The 20514-nt window shown below is 38.2% G+C and carries 18 protein-coding genes and 1 other RNA gene; 4 read left to right on the forward strand and 15 right to left on the reverse strand.

Annotation, left to right across the window (positions count from 1 at the left end; translation table 11 throughout):
• Positions 1-211: 211 nt before the first annotated feature.
• The 8 genes from ssrA to MKX39_RS13765 form a co-directional block, all read right to left on the reverse strand.
• Positions 212-565, reverse strand: a transfer-messenger RNA (tmRNA) gene (gene ssrA, locus MKX39_RS13730).
• A 95-nt stretch (positions 566-660) separates the two neighbouring features.
• Positions 661-1128 carry an SsrA-binding protein SmpB gene (smpB, locus tag MKX39_RS13735; protein WP_093537685.1) on the reverse strand — a complete coding sequence of 156 codons (468 nt, stop codon included), beginning with the start codon at positions 1126-1128 and terminating at the stop codon, positions 661-663.
• A gap of 56 nt (positions 1129-1184) precedes the next feature.
• Positions 1185-3497: a ribonuclease R gene (rnr, locus tag MKX39_RS13740; RefSeq protein WP_340769877.1), complete on the reverse strand. Its 2313-nt coding sequence runs from the start codon at positions 3495-3497 to the stop codon at positions 1185-1187.
• 42 nt (positions 3498-3539) lie between these two features.
• On the reverse strand, positions 3540-4286 hold the full coding sequence (locus MKX39_RS13745) for an alpha/beta hydrolase (protein ID WP_340769879.1): 747 nt from the start codon (positions 4284-4286) through the stop codon (positions 3540-3542).
• A gap of 224 nt (positions 4287-4510) precedes the next feature.
• Entirely contained in the window at positions 4511-5446 is a 936-nt protein-coding gene (locus tag MKX39_RS13750; protein WP_340771389.1) for an IS3 family transposase, read from the reverse strand.
• On the reverse strand, positions 5362-5850 hold the full coding sequence (locus MKX39_RS13755; protein WP_340769264.1) for a hypothetical protein: 489 nt from the start codon (positions 5848-5850) through the stop codon (positions 5362-5364). Before MKX39_RS13755 ends, MKX39_RS13750 begins: the two co-directional genes overlap by 85 nt.
• Positions 5851-6370: 520 nt before the next feature.
• Entirely contained in the window at positions 6371-6598 is a 228-nt protein-coding gene (gene secG / locus MKX39_RS13760) for a preprotein translocase subunit SecG (RefSeq protein WP_090566811.1), read from the reverse strand.
• Positions 6599-6899: 301 nt separating this feature from the next.
• Complete coding sequence (locus MKX39_RS13765) at positions 6900-7979, reverse strand: CdaR family transcriptional regulator (RefSeq protein ID WP_340769880.1); 1080 nt, start codon at positions 7977-7979, stop codon at positions 6900-6902.
• Between the two features lie 130 nt (positions 7980-8109).
• On the opposite strand from MKX39_RS13765, the gene MKX39_RS13770 reads away from it, so the two are divergent.
• Positions 8110-9240 (forward strand): glycerate kinase, encoded by a 1131-nt coding sequence (locus MKX39_RS13770; protein ID WP_340769882.1) that lies wholly within the window; start codon positions 8110-8112, stop codon positions 9238-9240.
• A 15-nt stretch (positions 9241-9255) separates the two neighbouring features.
• Positions 9256-10599, forward strand: a complete 1344-nt coding sequence (locus MKX39_RS13775) for a GntP family permease (protein WP_340769883.1) — start codon at positions 9256-9258, stop codon at positions 10597-10599.
• Positions 10600-11041: 442 nt separating this feature from the next.
• Here the strand turns inward: MKX39_RS13775 and eno are convergent, their stop codons facing one another.
• The 7 genes from eno to MKX39_RS13810 form a co-directional block, all read right to left on the reverse strand.
• The gene (gene eno, locus MKX39_RS13780) at positions 11042-12337 is read right to left on the reverse strand and encodes a phosphopyruvate hydratase (protein WP_093537679.1); all 1296 of its coding nucleotides are present in this window, start codon (positions 12335-12337) and stop codon (positions 11042-11044) included.
• 2 nt (positions 12338-12339) lie between these two features.
• Positions 12340-13878: a 2,3-bisphosphoglycerate-independent phosphoglycerate mutase gene (gpmI, locus tag MKX39_RS13785; RefSeq protein ID WP_340769885.1), complete on the reverse strand. Its 1539-nt coding sequence runs from the start codon at positions 13876-13878 to the stop codon at positions 12340-12342.
• Positions 13871-14632 carry a triose-phosphate isomerase gene (gene tpiA / locus MKX39_RS13790; RefSeq protein ID WP_340769887.1) on the reverse strand — a complete coding sequence of 254 codons (762 nt, stop codon included), beginning with the start codon at positions 14630-14632 and terminating at the stop codon, positions 13871-13873. The genes gpmI and tpiA overlap by 8 nt, the downstream gene beginning before the upstream one ends.
• A 15-nt stretch (positions 14633-14647) precedes the next feature.
• The gene (locus MKX39_RS13795; RefSeq protein WP_445678047.1) at positions 14648-15814 is read right to left on the reverse strand and encodes a phosphoglycerate kinase; all 1167 of its coding nucleotides are present in this window, start codon (positions 15812-15814) and stop codon (positions 14648-14650) included.
• A 211-nt stretch (positions 15815-16025) separates the two neighbouring features.
• A complete protein-coding gene (gap, locus tag MKX39_RS13800; protein ID WP_093537675.1) occupies positions 16026-17033 on the reverse strand; it encodes a type I glyceraldehyde-3-phosphate dehydrogenase in 1008 nt (335 codons plus the stop codon).
• Positions 17034-17045: 12 nt separating this feature from the next.
• Positions 17046-18083 (reverse strand): sugar-binding transcriptional regulator, encoded by a 1038-nt coding sequence (locus MKX39_RS13805; RefSeq protein ID WP_093537674.1) that lies wholly within the window; start codon positions 18081-18083, stop codon positions 17046-17048.
• Between the two features lie 329 nt (positions 18084-18412).
• A complete protein-coding gene (locus MKX39_RS13810) occupies positions 18413-18646 on the reverse strand; it encodes a glutaredoxin family protein (RefSeq protein ID WP_340763193.1) in 234 nt (77 codons plus the stop codon).
• A gap of 144 nt (positions 18647-18790) precedes the next feature.
• On the opposite strand from MKX39_RS13810, the gene MKX39_RS13815 reads away from it, so the two are divergent.
• Positions 18791-19315: an RNA polymerase sigma factor gene (locus tag MKX39_RS13815; RefSeq protein WP_093537672.1), complete on the forward strand. Its 525-nt coding sequence runs from the start codon at positions 18791-18793 to the stop codon at positions 19313-19315.
• A complete protein-coding gene (locus tag MKX39_RS13820) occupies positions 19290-20450 on the forward strand; it encodes a hypothetical protein (RefSeq protein ID WP_340769891.1) in 1161 nt (386 codons plus the stop codon). Before MKX39_RS13815 ends, MKX39_RS13820 begins: the two co-directional genes overlap by 26 nt.
• Positions 20451-20514 lie beyond the last annotated feature (64 nt).

The following is a 20514-nucleotide window of genomic DNA, read 5'->3' on the forward strand; positions in this document are numbered from 1 at the left end:
TTACTTGCAATAGTACTTTTATCGAAAACACTTACTGCATTCATAGTGACTATAAAAATGGCTAATTGTTTCATCAAACAACAGAAAAGTAAAACAAGGACTGAATTTATTCTTCAGTCCTCGTTTCATTATTAATATTTTTAACTCCTACCCGTTGGATAAAAGTTACTGTTCTTACCGCAAGTACATTTGTTTTGTACTTGGGTATTGTGTATGGAGACGGCGGGATTTGAACCCGCGTCCAGAAACTCTAACACTTAAGCTTCTACGCGTGTATCTTGCCTATTTAGGTTTCGCGTAGCACTATGCCGACAAGCGGGCGTTGTGTACGCTAACTTGGAAATCTCTTGCAGACAGCTCAAGTTGCACTGGCTACCGTATCCCACTAAAGTTGAGCTTTACCTAGCCACATGGGCGATGGGTAGATAAAGCAGATCCGAGCTTACGCTGCGAATGCTAAGTTGTTGTTTGTTTTGCCTGTTGTTATAAGTTCCGTTTTTACGGAGCCGAGCCTCCGACGCGCAACTCAAGCTCAGACTATCCCTGTCGAATCCATAACGTCCCCGTTTATGGAATAATGTAAGCTTTGTTACATACCTAACTATACATCAAATATAGTCAAAATTCAAGAGAGACATTCTACCAGTTATGGTTATCCTCTTATCTATTGCTCTCTTTAAATGCTCTATCCATATCACGTTTTGCTTCTTTTTTCTTCAACACATCGCGTTTATCATAATCTTTTTTCCCTTTTCCGACGCCTATTAATACTTTAGCGAAGCCATTTTTCATATACATCTTCAAAGGAACGATGGAATAACCATCTCTTTTTGTATCACCGATTAACTCACTTATTTGTTTCTTGTGCAGCAATAGCTTTCTTGCGCGCAATGGATCATGGTTAAATCGGTTCCCTTGCTCATATGGACTGATATGCATATTCGAAATCCATGCTTCGTTATTCCGAATACGTACGAAGGAGTCTTTCAACTGTACTTTAGCATTACGTATAGATTTAATCTCAGTTCCTTGCAATACAATTCCAGCTTCAATCGTTTCTTCAATATAATAATCATGATTTGCTTTTTTGTTCTGTGCAAGAATCCTGTCTTCATTCTTTTTAGCCATTTCATTCACCCCTCAAAACTCAAAAACTGAGAGAGAGCGATTTAGTGATCGCTCTCTTATTTTTTCTTTGGACGTTTACGACGTTGTGATTTTTTCGCAACAGACTCGTAAAACTTCTGTTTCTGTTTTGGTCCTTTTGCTGGTCCTGGTTGCGATTTTTCTCGACTGCCTGACCCACTACTTGCTCTTTTAGAGGCATTTATAACTTTTGGTGCTTCTCTTCTTGTACGTTGGAATGCTTTTTTCATCCCTACAATTTCGAAGTCAATCGAAGCTTCTTCTGGTTTTACAGCAGATACTCGAACCGTTACCTCATCACCTATGCGGAACTGCTTACCACCACGTTCTCCAATCATCGCCAATTGACGATCGTCAAAACGATAATAATCATCCGTCATATTCGTAACATGTACTAGGCCTTCAATTGTATTAGGAAGTTCGATAAACAGACCAAAGTTTGTTACAGAACTAACAATACCTTCAAATTCTTCGCCAATCTTGTCAGCCATAAACTGAGCTTTTTTAAGTGCATCCGTATCACGCTCTGCATCTACAGCGCGACGTTCCCGTTTAGACGTATGCTCTGCAATATCGTCCATGATAGCTCCCCAATGATTTACGGTAGCTTGGGACACATCTTCATTTACCAAATATGTGCGTATCAAACGATGTACGATTAGATCCGGATAACGACGAATTGGTGATGTGAAGTGCGTATAAAAATCGGTTGATAAACCAAAATGTCCTAGACATTCAGAATAGTATTTTGCTTGTTGTAATGAACGTAGTAGCATTGTAGAAATAACCGGTTCTTCAGGCATTCCTTCAATGTTTTCAATAATTTCTTGTAACGCTTTTGGATGAATTTCGTTCCCAGTACCTTTAACGACAATCCCAAAATTCGTTAAGAAATTAAAGAATCGTTCTAGTTTTTCAGGCTTTGGATCTTCATGAATACGATAGATAAACGGTACGTCCATCCATTTAAAATGCTCGGCAACTGTTTCATTGGCAGCAAGCATGAACTCTTCAATCAGACGCTCTGCTACAGTACGTTCTCTTATAGCGATATCTGTTGGCCAGCCATCTTCATCTACAAGAATTTTCGCTTCTGGGAAATCGAAGTCAATTGCTCCGCGTCTTTCACGTTTCGTACGAAGAACTTCCGCAAGCTCTCCCATTAGTTCAAACATAGGAACTAAGTCTTTATAGCGTTCCATTAATGCTTCGTCTTTTTCTTCAAGAATTTTGTATACATCTGCATACGTCATTCTTTCCGTAGTGCGAATAACACTTTGGAAAATTTCATGTGAAGTTACCATTCCTGAACCGTCGATAATCATTTCACAGGATAATGTTAAACGATCTACTTGAGGATTTAACGAACAAATTCCGTTCGATAGACGATGCGGAATCATTGGAATAACGCGGTCTGCTAAATAGACACTTGTCCCACGGTCATAGGCTTCACGGTCTAATGGTGATCCATCCGTTACATAATGGCTTACGTCAGCGATATGAACGCCAAGTTTATATGTACCATCCGAATTTTTCGTCACGGTTACCGCATCATCTAAGTCTTTAGCATCTGCTCCGTCAATTGTAACGATTACTTCGTCACGAAGATCACGGCGATTCTCTAAATCTTTTTCGTCAATTTGGTCTGGAACAGCTTCTGCTTGGTTAATCACTTCTTCTGGGAAGTCAATCGTAATACCATGTTTATAAATAATAGAAAGTATATCGACACCTGGATCATTTTTATGCCCTAAAATTTGTGTTACCATCCCGGTAGCGGACTTTCTTTCATTTGGCCATTCGGTAATTTCTACGACTACTTTATGCCCTTCAATAGCGCCTAATGTATCGCCTTTAGCGATAAACACATCCATCGGGACCTTTTTATCGTCTGGAATAACAAATCCAAAGCCTTTATTGTCCTGGAATGTTCCGACAACCTGCGTCATGCCGCGTTGGGTTATTTTAATAATCGCACCTTCTTGGCGATCTCCAGATGAATCTTTGGAAACTCGTACAAGTACTTTGTCTCCGTTGACTGCTCCATTTACTTCTGTAGGTGGTATGAAAATATCATCATTTCCGCTCTCTTCTGGAGTAACGAAACCGAATCCTTTTGCATGCCCAATGAATTTCCCAGCTATTAGATTCATACGTGTAGGAATTCCATATCTATTCGATCTAGAGCGAACGACTGCACCTTGTTCCTCCATTTGAACAAGTGTTTTTACTAATTCTTTAAAATCATCTGCATCTACCAGATTAAAATGCTCTTCCAACTCTTTTGTTGTTAATGGTTTATATTCTTCTGTGTTCATAAGTTCAAGTAATTGTTCTTTCATATTTTCCATCAAACATCCCTCCTTTTTCAGCGTGTGCACTTTTGGACTGTTTTACACATTCCAATCAAGCGACTCTAAAAAGTTTAATATATCTTCGTGTAATTGTTCCTTTTCCGAGCCAAGTGTAATTACATGTCCTGAATTCTCATACCAATTTAGTTTTTTCTCAAACGATTCTGCCTGTTCATATATATAATCTGCAGAGGTAATATCGATTACCTTATCTTTTTTCCCTTGAGTTACGAGTAACGGAGCATACACATGATCCACATGCTCACGGACATTGTAAACAAACTCTCTTAGCTCAGCCAATGTCTCCATTGGTGTTTGTCGTATAGCCTCTACTTCTTCTTCTATTTGCAGTTCGGATTTTCCTTCATACTTTTTATATTCTTTTGCGTATTTTAATACACCTTCAAACATAATATCAGTTGTTCTCATCGTCATTGGGGAGCACATCGTAACAATACCTTTTACAGGTACTGTATACCCTAACTTCAGGGAGAATACTCCTCCTAGAGATAACCCAGCAACAGCAATTTCTTCATAACCTTCTGATTTTAGTCGGTCATATCCTTGCATGACATCCTTCCACCAATCCTGTGGTCCAGTTTCCAGTAACTCTTCTGGTGGAACGCCATGCCCTTTGTAATGAGGAGCTAAGGATGTATACCCGTTTTTTTCTAAAAACCGTCCAAGCATACGAACATCTGAGGAATTCCCTGTAAAACCATGAAGTAGCAATACTGCACGTTTTCCAGCTTCAAAGAAAAATGGCTTAGGAGTTGAAATTCGCATATGTAAAACCTCCATCAATATTAAGCTATATACATTATTCGCCAATACTAATTATTTCATTAATTAATGTAATATGCCCGAATAATGCCTTATATTTCATATGTAATGTAATTAATACTTAATTTAAGAATAAAACATAAATATTAAGTGGAACTCGTTGATTGAAGCATAAGGCGGCGACTCCAGCGGGAATAGTGATATGAACCCCAAAAGTTGTACTCTTATTATGCCGCTTTTTCATAGTTTAAGCGATACTCAATGGGGCTCATCCCATTGAGTTTTTGTTTGATGCGTAGTGTATTGTAATATTCAATATAGGTTTCTATTTCTTGCGTCGCTTCTTCTAAAGAGCGAAATGAATTTCGATAGATACATTCATTTTTTAAAATACCAAAAAAACCTTCCATTAAGGCATTATCTAAACAGTTTCCTTTGCGTGACATACTTTGTGACATGTTATAAGGTTTTATCAACTGTTGAAAACGCGGGATTTGATACAGCCAGCCTTGATCCGAATGGATCAATACTTGATCTTGAAGAGATAAATTTGCCCGTTTGATCGCATTTCCAAAAGAATCTTGTATTAGTCCAAAGTTCGGGTTTTGTGTAATAGAATAACCGACAATCTCCCGGTTAAACACATCTAAAAAGGCGGATAAATAAAGTTTATTGCCGGCTACTTTAAATTCTGTTACATCTGTTAGCCATACTTGATTTGGTTTTTCTGTCTCGAAATGACGATTGATTTTATTATTCGCAATCTGACCAACCTCGCCACGGTACGAACGATATTTCTTTGCCTTTTGAACACCATGTAAACCAAGGTCATTCATTAAGCGGCGTACCGTTTTATGATTAATAAAAAATCCTTCTTTGCGTAAGGCTAAAACAATTCGGCGATACCCGTACAACTCTTTGTGTTGGTAGAATATACGTTCAATCGCTTCTTTTATCGTTGCGTATTTATCTGCCTTCTCTAAGTTCTTCTTATGATAATAGTAAGTTGCTTTTTTTACTTCAGAAACATGTAATAAAATTTGTAGAGGAAATTCATGCCTTAATTCATCAATCACTCTTACTTTCTCTTTGGTTGGGACTTCTTTTTTTCTTGAACTAAGGCATCTAACTTTTTTAAATAAGCATTCTCTGCTCTTAAGTATTCAAGCTCTTCTTGTAATTTTCCGATGTCTGTCATACCTTGTTTCGGCTGCTTTTTCTTCATATCACGACGCTCCCTTTTCAAATAATAGAGCGTCCATTCCTCTTCTGACATGTATTGATGCATCCACTTCCAGATGGTTGCACGACTGGGAATGTTAAAACGACCAGCTACTTTTGAATAAGGTTCAGCTGTCTCTATCATATGTTGTATTACGTGTATTTTAAAAGATTCCTCATAACCTTTACAAGCAGGAGCCATTAATCCTTCCATTCCATGAAATCGATAGATTTCTATCCAACTACTAATAACCATCTTATCGACACCCAGGTCGCGTGCGATTTTTCTTAATGACATTCCTTTCTCAAAAAAGGCATCAATTACTTCTGCTTTTTTTATGTTCATAACGTGCACCCCCAAGTTAGTTTTAAGTCCAACATTTTGGGTGCACATCATAGCGCGAGCTGAAAGCCCCGCAGGAACGTACACAAGGGACAAAGGCTAAGTACGCCACATCGTGTGGCAACGCCTTCGTGATCTACATCCTGTAGACCCGAGGAGATTGAAGCCGTGCCCGCGGAAAGCGTCCGCCTGAAGCGGAAATCAACACTGTTCAAAGATTATTAATACCTGCTTTAAAATTAAATTGATATATGTATGAATAATTGTATATCAAATATGCCTCTTCATATTTGGGCCAAGATTTTTATCGAGCCTGCTCGATAAATCCTTAAAAAATCTGTGGCATCCGCCGGAGGCTTTAACTTCATTTATCAAGGGTTTATGAACCCTTGATAAATGAAGTTAAAAGAAAACGCCTAACCAATCAGAAGTCGGTCAGGCGGTTCGCATCTGTTTTATTATCAAAAAGGCTTAGGTGTATAATACACTCGCCAGAAAAAATCATCCTATCAATAGATTAGGATTAAAATTTAGTTACGGCAATAGTCAATATGAAAAATAGAACTGCAAGTACAATCGTTACTCTATGTAAGACTAAGTCCATACCGCGAGCTTTCTGTTTTCCAAAAAGTTGTTCAGCTCCACCAGAGATGGCTCCTGAGAGACCAGCACTTTTCCCTGATTGTAACAATACAACAACGATCAATGCGATCGCAACGATGACTAGTAAAGTCATTAATAATGCGTGCATTTATTCCACCTCCTGATAAGAACGTTCACAACATATCTAATTTTACCAAAAAACACGAACATTGACAACCTATCGGAAAAATATTTAGTTAAAAAAATCTGACTCCTCTGTGTATTAGCTTAAAATTTGTTTACTCGCACTCGCATAGAATTTACTAGCATTCCTCCATCAGGCTAAAGAGCTTGGATTTAGTAGGTTAAGAAACTCATAAAAAAAGAAGAGATTAATAATTAATAGAGGTTATAAAAAGGACCTACATAAGGCTTCCCTTCTTGTTGCCCGACTTTACTAAGTGAAATATTCAATCCTTCTTTAACCATAATGCGATTTGCAAAGTAATAGCATCCTGAAGAACGGATGGATTATAACCGGTTATTTCACATATTTTGTTTAAACGATAGGTCAAGGTATGTCTATGAATCTCTAATGTCTCTGCACATATTGCTAGCTGTTGGTTGCAGTTGAAATACTCTTGTAATGTATGAAGTAGTTTATCATTTAATCCTTTTAACATACGATTCGTAAAGTGCTGCGCTTCAGATGACTCTCTTTTTTTGAATAAAGAATAGAGTTCTACGTCTTCAAAATACGCAATAACGTTTTTCGGGTTGCCGTATTGTAAAGCTACCTTCGCAGTTTCATAGGCGTAGTGAATACTATCCAGTGTCTCTACTACTTGTCCGACCCCTAGTCGAAGAGGTTTATACTTTTTCAACTTAGGACTGAGCATCGTTAATTTCTTTTTCATTTCTTTTTCTTCCATTTCGGAAATAAGGATAAAATGTTCGTGCAGCTGATAGTGTCCTAGGATAATTGAGTCGTTTTGAAAAAAATATTCCAGGTCTTGCAAAATAGTTTGATAGGACGCTGATTCTGGATTCAGTTCAATTGCCCATGCGTAAAAAGGAGGTTTCAGTGAAAAACCTAACTTTGTCATTCTTTCGAACATAACCTTTTGTATGCCTTGGTTATTCATAAGCTCCAGAAAAATCATCTCTTGCATTTTTCGTTTCCACTCTCGTTCCGATACAATTAGCGCTTGATGCACCATCATTTCTGTTGTGAGTTGTACAAGTGTTGCAATTTCTTCTATTTGTTCAGGATCTCCTGTAATGCCTATAACCCCTACCAAATCATTTTGATAGAATATAGGTAAATTTATTCCCGGCTTTGTCTTTGGATATAAATGTTTGTTCTGTTCCGTAATCCATAAGGGCTTTTTCGTTTGAGCAACTATTAAAGCTCCTTCATGAATACTTTCGATACGCAATAGGTCACCTGAAGCTAAGATCATGCCGTTTGTTTCCATAACGTTAATATTACGTTGAAGTCGCAACATTGTTTGGTCAACAATTTGTTCAGCAAGCTGTTTTGTAATCATAGTAGAACCTCCACGAAGTATAAAAATGTGCTGTTATAATACAGTGAAATTTATACATTAAGTATAACGTATTTCTTTTAAACTATCATTATAATTCTATGTAAGCGCTTTATTGATTGGAGGTATTATAGTGAAAATCGTTGTCAGTCCTGATTCTTTTAAAGGATCACTAACCGCAACAGAGGCTGGGCAGGTAATAGTTAGAAGTATAAAGGAATTCGATTCAACAATTGAAACTGTACTACTACCTGTTGCAGATGGAGGGGAAGGAACTTTAGATCCACTTATCTCTGCAACAGAAGGAAAACTAGTTTTCCTGGAGGTAAATGATCCAATAGGTCGTCCTATTCGAGTAGAGTATGGAATTCTTGGAGACGGCGAAACATGCGTCATTGAGATGGCTAAAGCCTCAGGGTTAACTCTTCTATTAGACCATGAAAGAAATCCGCTTATCGCATCTACTTTTGGGACAGGTGAGTTAATCCGACATGCATTAGACGAAGGATATCGAAAATTTGTTATTGGTATTGGAGGCAGTGCTACGAATGATGGTGGCACTGGAATGCTGCGTGCGCTAGGGATGAAATTTCTTAATGAAGTTGGAGAAGAAATTTCTCAGGGTTCCGAGTCACTGCAGTCCCTTCATGAAATTGATGCAACTGAATTCGACTTACGTATAGCAGATGCTCATTTCGTTATTGCATGCGATGTAGATAATCCTTTCATAGGGCCAAATGGGGCTACAGCTATTTTCGGACCTCAAAAAGGCGTTACACCTGAACAAGTTGAATCGCTCGATAAAAGTTTAGCAAATTTAGCAAATAAGATAGAGAGTTTAACAGGAATAGCCCTTCATGATCGTCCAGGAGCAGGGGCAGCAGGCGGACTTGGAGGTGCCTTTTTAGCATTTTTTCCAGTCACATTAAAACCAGGTATTGAAGTTGTCTTGGAAGCTGTTAATTTTCATCAACAAATTGAGAACGCAGACTTTATTATTACAGGCGAGGGGAAATCAGATCTTCAAACCCTTTCTGGAAAGGCGCCAATTGGCATTGCGAGTGTGGCGAAAGCAAAGAATATCCCAGTCGTTTTAATCTCCGGGTTTATAGCGCCGGATAGTATCTTGCCATTATCTACTCACTTCGATTTATTAGTGAGCGTTACAGATGATTCTGTTTCGCAACAGGAGTCGATTGAAAAAGCGGAACATTATTTAGGGATTCGAACAAAAGAGACTATGTTTAAGTTATTACAAAAATAAAAAGGGGTGTATCATGTGTTACTTTTAGTCATATTAATTGGAGTCATCTTAGTTGTAGTCTTAACGGCGGTGTTCAAGCTTCACCCATTTTTAGCATTACTGATTAGTGCCTTTTTTGTAGGTATTGCTTCAGGGATGCCATTACTAACAGTAGTCGAAAATGTAAATACTGGTTTCGGTGGACTGATGACGAGTATCGGTATTGTCATTGTTGCTGGTACAATTATAGGCGTTATTTTAGAAAAATCCGGTGCTGCTTATCGTATGGCAGAAGTTGTACTTCGAGTTTTAGGGGAAAAGCGTCCACAACTTGCCATGTCAATTATCGGATATATCGTGTCAATTCCTGTATTTTGTGATTCTGGATTTATTATTCTATCGAGTTTGATGAAGTCTTTAGCGAAGCGTTCCAAAGTGAAAGTTGCTTCAATGGCTGTCGCATTATCCACTGGGTTATATGCGACACATACATTAGTTCCACCAACTCCAGGGCCAATAGCAGCAGCTGGAAATATCGGGGCTTCAGACTATCTAGGAACAATCATTTTAGTTGGTCTATTAGTAGCAATTCCTGCAGTTATAGTAGGTTATATTTGGGCGGTAAAAGTAGGGACAAAAATTGATGTAGAAGCGGATCAGGAAGAGGCACTTGACTATGATGAAATTATCAAATCATTTGGTAAAATGCCATCTACCTTCAAATCATTTCTTCCAATCGTTTTACCTATAGCGCTAATCGGTATTGGTTCAGTGGCGGCTTTAACAGGTAGCGAATCAGGCTTTACACATTTCTTGCAATTCTTAGGCGCACCAACTGTCGCGTTAATATTGGGGGTATTTTCAGCCTTCTTATTGTTACCTGAAATTAGTGAAAAAACATTGTCTGGATGGATTGGTGATGCGTTAAAAGAAGCAGCTCCAATTCTACTAATCACAGGTGCTGGTGGATCATTCGGTACAGTCATCAAGAATTCTGGTGTTGCCGATATTTTACAAAAGATGGATTTAGGTGCTCTATCAACAGGAGCATTATTCCTATTAGTACCGTTTTTAATAGCAGCGGCACTTAAAACGGCGCAAGGGTCTTCTACAGCGGCACTTGTTATAACATCTTCGCTCATAGCTCCAATGCTGCCTACATTAGGTATTGAAGGAGCGATGCCATTAGCATTAGTGGTTATGGCTATAGGAGCAGGTGCAATGACAGTCAGCCATGTAAATGACAGCTATTTCTGGGTAGTTACACAATTTAGTGGAATGAAAGTAACAGATGCATACAAGGCACAAACAATGGCTACCTTACTTCAAGGTGTTACAACAATTGTTGTCGCTATGCTCCTTTGGTTGATATTTGTATAAGTAATAAAACACCACTTCTTCCTTTTTATAAGGAATAAGTGGTGTTTCTTATTTATCTATTTAAACGTAGTAAGTCCTCGCGAAACTTTAGGTTTTGATATCCCTGGCTTTTATAGAACGTTGAATTTTTACTTTCTATTTAAGAAAAACCGGGTCTAACCCCGTGGACAGTTTTCTCTCTCTATTAACTTTGACTACTCTTATCATCTGAGCGAGAGAGAATGGTCCATCTTCTCGTGGAGTACTACTCACTTAATTGATTGGAGTGAAAGGTGGCGACTCTAGTGGGAAGAGTGAGACAGATGAGATATCACAGCGACGCGTAAGCGACGGTGATAGCTCATCGCTCACCCCACAGAAAGCGTCCACCTGAAACGAAAATCAGTAGCATATTTTGCAGTAAAAAAAGCAGTTAGCAACTTTCGCTAACTGCTTTTTTACATTATTTTTTTAAGTTATAGAATGTTTCTCTGCCTAAGTATTGCGCAGTTTCATATAATTGATCTTCAATACGAAGTAATTGGTTGTATTTTGCTACACGGTCTGAACGAGATGGTGCACCAGTTTTGATTTGGCCAGCGTTTGTTGCAACTGCGATATCTGCAATTGTAACATCCTCTGATTCACCAGAACGGTGAGAGATTACTGCTGTATATCCAGCACGTTTAGCCATTTCAATAGCATCAAATGTTTCTGTCAGTGTACCGATTTGGTTTACTTTCACAAGAATAGAGTTACCTACACCTTGTTCAATTCCTTGCGCTAATTTTTTCGTGTTTGTTACGAAAAGATCATCGCCAACTAATTGTATTTTTTTACCTAAACGTTCTGTTAATAATTTGTGACCAGCCCAGTCATTTTCATCTAAGCCGTCTTCGATGGAGATGATTGGGTATTTTTCGCAAAGCTCTTCATACCAAGCAACCATTTCTTCTGAAGTTTTTACAACGCCTTCACCAGATAAGTGGTATTTGCCATCTTCTTTGTTGAATAACTCAGAAGCTGCAACGTCCATTGCAAGAAGTACTTCTTCACCTGGTTTATAACCAGCTTTTTCAATTGCCGTCATAATGGTAGAAAGAGCTTCTTCGTTGGATTTTAAGTTAGGTGCAAATCCACCCTCGTCTCCAACTGCTGTGTTTAATCCAGCTTCTTTTAATACTGATTTTAAGCTATGGAAAATTTCAGCACCCATACGTAATGCGTGGCGGAATGATTCTGCGCCTACTGGCATTACCATAAATTCTTGGATATCAACGTTATTATCCGCATGCTCTCCACCATTTACAATATTCATCATCGGCACTGGTAGTTGCTTCGCATTGAATCCACCTAAGTATTGATAAAGTGGAATGTCTAGATAATCTGCAGCTGCATGTGCAACAGCAATTGATACGCCAAGGATAGCGTTTGCGCCTAAGTTCCCTTTATTTTCAGTTCCGTCTAATTCGATCATTGCATGGTCAATTTCTACTTGATCCAATACGGAGAAGTTTTCTTCTAGTTCAGCTGCAATAATGTTGTTCACATTTTCAACTGCTTTTAAAACACCTTTGCCTTGGTATCTTGACTTGTCACCATCACGAAGTTCTACTGCTTCATATTCACCAGTAGATGCACCAGACGGAACGATTGCGCGTCCAAATCCACCGCTTTCTGTAAATACTTCTACTTCTACTGTTGGGTTTCCGCGTGAATCTAATACTTCACGTGCTTGAATTTGTGTAATAATTGGCATTTTTAACTCTCCGTTTCGATTAGTGTTTTACCTGTCATTTCAGGCGGTGTTTCTATCCCTAATAAGTGTAACATGGTTGGAGCCAAATCGGCTAAAATTCCGTCACTTCTTAGTGTTGCATTCTTCTCTGTAACAACCACCGGTACCGGATTGGTTGTATGGGCTGTCATCGGTTGCCCTTCCACCGTTGTTACTTCATCTGAATTACCATGGTCGGCAGTGATAATTGCATGACCGCCTTTAGCTAAAATTGCATCGACCACTTTACCTAAACAATCGTCTACTGCTTCTATAGCTTTAATCGTCGGCTCTAGCATTCCACTATGTCCAACCATATCAGGGTTAGCAAAATTTAAAATAATCGCATCAAATTTATCATGTGCAATTGCATCCAATAGAGCATCTGTAACTTCATAGGCGCTCATCTCGGGCTGCAAATCATATGTAGCAACCTTTGGCGAGTTAATCAGGATACGTTCTTCACCTGGGAAAGTTGCTTCTCTCCCTCCACTCATGAAGAATGTTACATGCGGATACTTCTCTGTCTCTGCAATACGTAATTGGGTTTTGCCATGCTTCGCAAGAACTTCCCCTACTGTGTTGTAAAGATCTGCTTTTTCGAAAACCACATCTGCCACAACATCATCACTATAATGAGTAAATGTAACAAATTTTAAATTCGTTGGATGCTTGTCGCTTAAAGGAATACTATCAAATGATGGTGTGTTAAGAGCCATCGATAATTGAATAGCACGGTCAGGACGGAAGTTAAAGAAAATAACGGCATCGTTTGTATCAATCGTTACAGCAGGCTTTGCATCTTCTTCGATAATGAAAGGAACAACAAATTCATCCACAATATCTTCTTCATAGGATGCTAAAATACCAGCTGTCGCTGATTCTGCTGTTCTTCCTAAACCGTCAACAATAGCTTTATATGCCAGTAAAACTCTTTCCCATCTACGATCGCGATCCATCGCATAGTATCTACCACTAATAGAGGCAAACTTCCCTATGCCGATTTCCTTCATTTTCTCTTCTGTTTCCGTTACATAACCAATGGCTGTACGAGGACCTACATCGCGTCCATCTAAAAAGCCATGGACAAAAACGTCTTCTAATCCTTGTTCTTTAGCTAGCTTCAATAATGCAAATAAATGCGTATAGTGACTATGAACGCCACCATCCGAAAGTAATCCCATTAAGTGTAATTTTCCACCTGTTTGCTTTACATGGTCAATGGCAGCTAAAAGTTTAGGCTCCAAGAAAAATTCCTCTTCACGAATTGATTTGTGAATACGAGTTAGATTTTGGTATACAACTCTCCCAGCACCAATATTTAAATGACCAACTTCCGAGTTACCCATCTGGCCTTCTGGTAAGCCAACTGCTTCTCCAGACGCTGTTAAGGTTGCATTCGGAAAATTTTTCCAATATCGATCAAAATTTGGTTTGTTGGCTTGAGCGACTGCATTGCCAAAGGTTTCATGACGCAAGCCGAAACCATCTAGAATGATTAATGCTACTGGACTTTTAGGCATTTGCACCGGCCTCCAACAGTTTTACAAAAGAATCTACTTGTAAGCTTGCTCCTCCTACAAGTGCACCGTCAATATGCTCTTTAGATAAAAGCTCTACAATATTTTCAGGTTTCACACTACCACCGTACTGAATACGAACACTATTCGCCACTTCTTCCCCGTAGCCATCTAGTATCGTTTCACGAATTGCTTGGCAGACATCATTTGCATCGTCAGCAGTAGCTGTTTTCCCAGTACCAATCGCCCAAATAGGTTCATATGCAATAATAGACTGGATTAGTTGTCCCTCTGTTAACCCTTCAATTGCTGCCATTACTTGGTTAGATACGATCGTTTCTGTTTCGTTCTGCTCACGTTGCTCTAAAGTTTCGCCTACACAAATGATTGGTGTCAGGTTATTTTCAAAAGCAGCTTTTGCTTTTTTATTCACCGATTCATCTGTCTCATTGAAATATTGACGACGTTCCGAGTGACCGAGTACTACATATTCTACTCCTAGGTCTTGTAGCTGATGACCACTAACTTCACCAGTATAAGCGCCCTCTTTTTCCTCGTGCATTGTTTGTGCTCCGATAGAAACGAAAGAACCCTTTGTCGCTTCAACAAGCTGATCTAAAAATAGCGGTGGAGCGCAGATTACTGCATCAACTTTTGTGCCATCCACTTGTTGTTCTTTTAACTGAAGTGCAAATTCCTTTGCCTCCGCAAGTGTTTTATACATCTTCCAATTCCCTGCTATTACTGGTTTACGCATATGACATCTCCTCCATTACTTATCGTTTAAAGCAGAAACTCCCGGTAAATCCTTACCTTCCATAAACTCCAAGGAAGCTCCGCCACCAGTGGAAATATGGTCCATCTTCTCGCCAACATTAAATTTTTCTACAGCTGCTGCTGAATCGCCGCCTCCGATGATTGTATAACCAGCTGTTTCAGCCATTGCATTTGCTACTGCTTTTGTACCTTCTGCAAATGCATCCATTTCGAATACACCCATCGGTCCATTCCAAATAACGAGCTTACTATTTTTAATAACATCCGCATATAATTCTCTTGTTTTTGGTCCAATATCTAATCCCATCCAGTCGGATGGAATTGCATCAATGTCCACTACTTTAGTGTTTGCATCTTTCGAGAATTCATCTGCAACTACTACGTCTACTGGCAAATGGAAGGAAACACCTTTTTCTTTTGCTTTTTCTAGGAAGCCTCTCGCAAGCTCCATTTTATCTTCTTCCAGTAAAGAAGTTCCAATTTCATGGCCTTGTGCTTTCGTAAATGTATACGATAAGCCTCCACCTATTAGGATATTATCTACTTTGTCCAATAAATGATCGATAACGCCAATTTTATCTTTTACTTTTGCTCCACCAATGATGGCAGTAAATGGACGCTCAGGCTCCGCTAAAGCTTTGCCTAATACATCTAACTCTTTTTGCATTAAAAGACCTGACACAGCTGGTAGTAGTTTTGCAATACCTTCCGTTGTAGCATGTGCACGATGAGCAGCACCAAAAGCATCATTGACAAAAATCTCTGCAAGCTTGGCAAAAGATTTAGCTAGCTCTGCATCGTTCTTTTCTTCACCTGCATGGAAACGAACATTTTCTAATAGAACAACATCTCCGTCATTCATTTCTAAAACTGTTTTCTCTACCGATTCGCCGATAGATTCTTCTAATTTGTTCACTGGCTTATCCAAAAGTTTTGCTAAATGTTCTCCAACTTTGGTTAAACGTAAATCTTCCTTCACTTCACCTTTAGGTCGTCCCATATGGCTTGCTAGAATTACTTTCGCACCCTGTTCGATTAAATAATTGATCGTTGGTAATGCTGCACGAATTCTAGTATCATCCGTGATAATCCCATCTTCCATTGGTACGTTGAAGTCTACACGACAAAATACACGTTTTCCTTGTAAAGCTACATCGCTCATTGTTTGTTTTACCTTCATGAGATAAGCCTCCTTCTATGTTATGAAAAGCACAGGCGCTGATAAAAGCACCTCATTCATCTATTATGTTAAAAAAAGGAGCTAGGGGTAATCCCTGGCTCCTTTACCCTCTTTCATTATAGAGGTTATTTTATCGATTCGCCACGTAAAATCACATTCATATTATGTGTATTTCCTTGTCAAAACGAAAATCTTATAGTCCTTTTTTAGCCATAAGTAATGCAAGGTCGATACAACGTGCAGAATATCCTGATTCGTTGTCATACCAAGCTAATACTTTTACTAAGTTATCTCCAAGTACCATTGTAGAAAGACCATCTACTGTAGAGGAAGCTGTATTTCCGTTATAGTCTCTTGAAACTAAAGGAAGCTCGTTATAATCCATAATTCCTTTTAAATCACTTTCAGAAGCTGATTTAAGCGCTGCATTTAACTCTTCTGCTGTAACATTTTTATCTAATTCTGCAACAAAGTCTACGATTGAAACGTTTGGTGTTGGTACACGAACTGCCATACCATCTAATTTCCCTTTCAACTCAGGAAGTACTTTAGCTACTGCTGCTGCTGCTCCTGTTGTTGTAGGAATCATTGATTCTGCTGCTGCACGAGCACGACGGTAATCGCTATGCGGTAAGTCTAAAATGCGTTGATCGTTTGTATAAGAATGTATTGTTGTCATCATTCCACGTTTGATACCAAATTGATCTTGTAATACTTTTGCAATTGGTGATAAACAGTTAGTAGTACAAGATGCATTTGAAATAACATGATCAGTAGCTGGATTGTATTGATCAGCATTTACACCCATAACGAATGTAGGCATATCATCTTTAGCTGGTTGTGATAAAATTACTTTTTTAGCTCCAGCTTCAATATGCTTGCTAGCTTTTTCAGTTGTGCTGAAAATACCAGTACACTCAATTACGATATCTACTTGTTCTTCTTTCCAAGGTAGTGCTGAAGGATCTTTTTCTGCGAACACGCGAATGTTTTTGCCATTTACTACAAGGTAATCTCCTTCAGAAGATACGTCTGCATTGAAAATACCGTGAACTGAATCATATTTCAATAAATGAGCAAGCATTGCAGCATCCGTTAAGTCATTGATTGCTACTACTTCTAAGTCTTTTTGTTCTAAAGCTTCTCTGAATACTTTACGTCCGATACGTCCAAAACCATTAATCGCTAATTTTACTGTCATTTTAAATTCCTCCTAGTTGTTTTGTTCCATTATTCTCATCATTTCTTGTGCTGCACCTTCATCGGTTACTAGAACCGTTTGAGCTGGTGCTTGTTTAAAATATGAAAGTAGAGCATTTGCTTTTTTAGTTCCTCCAGCTACTGCTAGAAGATGCTCCATATTTTCTAATTGCTTAAGTTGAACGCCAATCGTGCGAATTCTGTGTACTGCTTCTCCTTGGCTATTAAAGTAATAACCAAAAGCCTCACTCACCGCGCCAATTTCTTCCAAGCGTTGTATTTCCTCTAAACTTGAATTTCTTCGGCGGGCCATCTCAAGTGCATCCCCAATACCATGAATAATGATGTTCGTGCGTTCATATAAATCCACCATTTCTTTTATAAATGGCTCTTTTTTCATCGTAGAGTATGCTTCCTCACTCAAGCTATCTGGCATATATAATGTTCGGTATGAACCATTCATTTTATTTGCAAATAGGGAAGCAATTGTATTGGCTTGGAGCCTAACATCCTTACCAACTCCACCTCTTGCGGCTATAAATAATAGTCGCTTCCACTTGTCCGTTTGATGAACATAATTTGAAATGGAAGCAATCGTTGTACCACCAGTAACAGCAATGATGAACTCATCCGATAGAATACTTTCCAAATATTTAGCTGCTTCTTGTGACTGAAGCAAAGCAGTATTTGTATTAGTATCTACATTTCCCGGAACAATTATCACTTCTTTTATATTTAAATAACTTGCAAGCGATTTTTCGAGTTGTAATCTACCTGACCATTCTCGAACAACTTCTTTCAGCTCTATCAATAAATCATTTCCGCTAGAAGTTATACTAGCGCCATCTCTTGATATTTCTATGAATCCTTTATTGCGCAAAAAGTCCAATTCTTTTCTAGTTTCTCGTTCAGACAATCCTAGAATGTCACCGATCACTCTACGACCATAACCAGGAGACAATTGTATCGTTTGAAGTATTTGATATCTTTTTTGTAGCAAGATGCTCATCTCAGGCATTAACTTTAACTGAGCCTGTAATAATGAATCCATTTTTCACATCCCAACCACATGTGACGTTTTTGTCCCACAGTTACTATTTTTGTCCCATGCACTTAAAAAAATTTAATTTCTAAATTAAGCTTACAATACTATATTCCCAATAGCAAGAATTTGAAACCTATTTCTACACAAATTTATCCAGAAATTTTTCAAAAACATCTTATAGCTGCTTTCAAGCACTTCTACTACTACTTTATATTGCGATTGAGTATTCATAGGTTGCGATTACGGATACTATATTGCGATTTAGAAGTTGGTTGTTGCGATTATGCCTCGCTATGTTGTGATTCAGAAGTTGGTTGTTGCGATTGCCTAGAAAATTATCTAAGCAACGCTTCCAATATAGTTGCGTAATCTACTTGTCCATATTGAATTATTTTATCTTCCAACTCGATCACCGGAATCATCAGCATATATTTTTCATGCAGTGTATCATCTTCTTCAATATTTACTTCTTTTATGTCAAAAGCTACGTCTTCTCTTACTAACTTCAACATAAGCCTAGCATCATCACATAAATGACAGCCTGGTCTTGTGTAAAAATGTACAATCATCTATATCATCCCTTTTAATAATCATTTCATTCATTTTATTATAATCTTTTTAATAAATAAAATCGCTCATAACAGTTTAAAGGAAAAATAATAGCGATACTTTTAAACTCACCGTTCGTCTATAGCTATAAGGGAGGTCAGAGGATGGAAATAGAACAGCTATATAAAGAATACAGCGACAAGGTTTATAGCTTTATATACTTTCTTGTTCGCCACAAGGAATGTGCGGAAGATCTCACCCAAGAGACATTTTATAAAGCATATAAAGGACTCGGCACCTTTAACCAAGAAGCTTCCACTTCTACTTGGCTACTAAAGATTGCGCGTAATGTTACTTACGACTATTTTCGAAGGAAAAGGGTCGTACAATTTTTCTCCTTCGAGAAAGAACATGATATAGAAAATAAGGAATTATCGCCCGAATGTAGTTATGAAAAAAAAGAACAGCTTGCTAGAATGTATAACTCCCTGTATACCCTAAAAAAAGACTACCAAGAAGTCTTACTCTTACGCAAAATACAAGAGTGTTCCATTCAAGAGACCGCTTATATACTTGGTTGGACAGAAGCTAAAGTAAAGATGAAAATGACACGAGCACTTGAGGCACTGAAAAAGGAATTTCATCAGGAAGGAGGTCACCCAAATGGATCCATCAAAAGAATTCGATAAGCTGTTGGCAGAAATGAAACATGTAGAGCGGTCAGAAGAAGCAAAAAGAAATACCTGGTTAGCATTAAAAGCAAAAGTGGAAACAAAAAGAAAACGCCCTATTATTCCCGCTTTTATTTCATTGGCTATAATCGCAATCGCTTCTTTTCTAATTTTCACTTATATAAACCCCTACGAAACAGAGCAATCATCTCAAGCTATCGATAACGAAAAAATTATACGAGCGGTGTTAGAGAGAGAATATAATGGACCAGATATGGAGCTTGCTCGCTTACAAGAAGAATGGTTGGACCTCCAAAGTGTAACGGAAACGAAGAACCAAGAAGAGTACGACCAACTTCTACAATCAAAGAAATACACAGATTTAATGGATTATTATTCAACTATTTATGGTGAATATTTTACTGAGAACATGTTAAAAAATGCAATTGCGTCGAATTTGATTTTCAAATATAACTATAGTCTTATAGAGAATAGCATCGAAGTGCATTTAGAAAATGTCAAAGTAGTACAGGAAAAAGAGCATCCAAATATCTATCGTCCCATTATCGAAGTCTCCCTAACTAATGACGAAGGTCAGCAAGTTTTCCATACATTGAGAGAAGAATTTATCTTTTCTACATCTGAGCCCGGAAAAATAGGGAGTTATAATGGCGTGAGGGATGGTGGAGGCATCGAACTTCAAGAGAAAATTGAAAACTTCCCTGCATATGTGGAAGATAATCAGGATGTTAGAACACCTCTTATTGATATTTCCTTCGATACGCTTTGCTTTAATACTCGTAAGAATGTCCAAGGTGAGAAAGTAGAATTTGAATCGGGTTGTACTTCGGACAACAATAAGATAAATAATATTATGGAAAACTTTGATGACCTTCCTATAAAGGCGGCAACTGAACAAGAAAGTACGGAGAGGTCGGCAGCTCTTCCTCAAATCGATATTTATCAAATTTTCTTAACAAATGCTGCAGATAAAGGAAATACGTTGTATACAATTACCATATTCGATGATGGAGTGCTAATGTTCGCAACAGGTGCTGACTTTGGAAACCTTGGCGATATCACTATAGAATCTCATGTTGAGATGTATGAAAAAGTCAGGCTGATGTTAGGAGAATTCGCTGAAAATGAATAAATAAAAAAACCAACAATTTGTTGGTTTTTTCTAGTTTATATCTTATTTAAGAAATTTGCTTTAA

The organism is Psychrobacillus sp. FSL K6-1464 (assembly GCF_038003145.1).
Taxonomy (GTDB): Bacteria; Bacillota; Bacilli; order Bacillales_A; family Planococcaceae; genus Psychrobacillus; species Psychrobacillus psychrotolerans.

Coding starts and splice junctions, on each gene's coding strand:
- MKX39_RS13755 (WP_340769264.1), bottom strand. CDS start 5,850: ATGAACATAAAAAAAGCAGAAGTAATTGATGCCTTTTTTGAGAAAGGA.
- MKX39_RS13820 (WP_340769891.1), top strand. CDS start 19,290: ATGGATCCATCAAAAGAATTCGATAAGCTGTTGGCAGAAATGAAACAT.
- smpB (WP_093537685.1), bottom strand. CDS start 1,128: ATGGCTAAAAAGAATGAAGACAGGATTCTTGCACAGAACAAAAAAGCA.
- MKX39_RS13805 (WP_093537674.1), bottom strand. CDS start 18,083: ATGGATTCATTATTACAGGCTCAGTTAAAGTTAATGCCTGAGATGAGC.
- eno (WP_093537679.1), bottom strand. CDS start 12,337: ATGCCAATTATTACACAAATTCAAGCACGTGAAGTATTAGATTCACGC.
- MKX39_RS13745 (WP_340769879.1), bottom strand. CDS start 4,286: ATGCGAATTTCAACTCCTAAGCCATTTTTCTTTGAAGCTGGAAAACGT.
- MKX39_RS13810 (WP_340763193.1), bottom strand. CDS start 18,646: ATGATTGTACATTTTTACACAAGACCAGGCTGTCATTTATGTGATGAT.
- MKX39_RS13765 (WP_340769880.1), bottom strand. CDS start 7,979: ATGATTACAAAACAGCTTGCTGAACAAATTGTTGACCAAACAATGTTG.
- rnr (WP_340769877.1), bottom strand. CDS start 3,497: ATGGAAAATATGAAAGAACAATTACTTGAACTTATGAACACAGAAGAA.
- gap (WP_093537675.1), bottom strand. CDS start 17,033: ATGACAGTAAAATTAGCGATTAATGGTTTTGGACGTATCGGACGTAAA.
- tpiA (WP_340769887.1), bottom strand. CDS start 14,632: ATGCGTAAACCAGTAATAGCAGGGAATTGGAAGATGTATAAAACACTT.
- MKX39_RS13815 (WP_093537672.1), top strand. CDS start 18,791: ATGGAAATAGAACAGCTATATAAAGAATACAGCGACAAGGTTTATAGC.
- MKX39_RS13795 (WP_445678047.1), bottom strand. CDS start 15,814: ATGAGCGATGTAGCTTTACAAGGAAAACGTGTATTTTGTCGTGTAGAC.
- secG (WP_090566811.1), bottom strand. CDS start 6,598: ATGCACGCATTATTAATGACTTTACTAGTCATCGTTGCGATCGCATTG.
- gpmI (WP_340769885.1), bottom strand. CDS start 13,878: ATGCCTAAAAGTCCAGTAGCATTAATCATTCTAGATGGTTTCGGCTTG.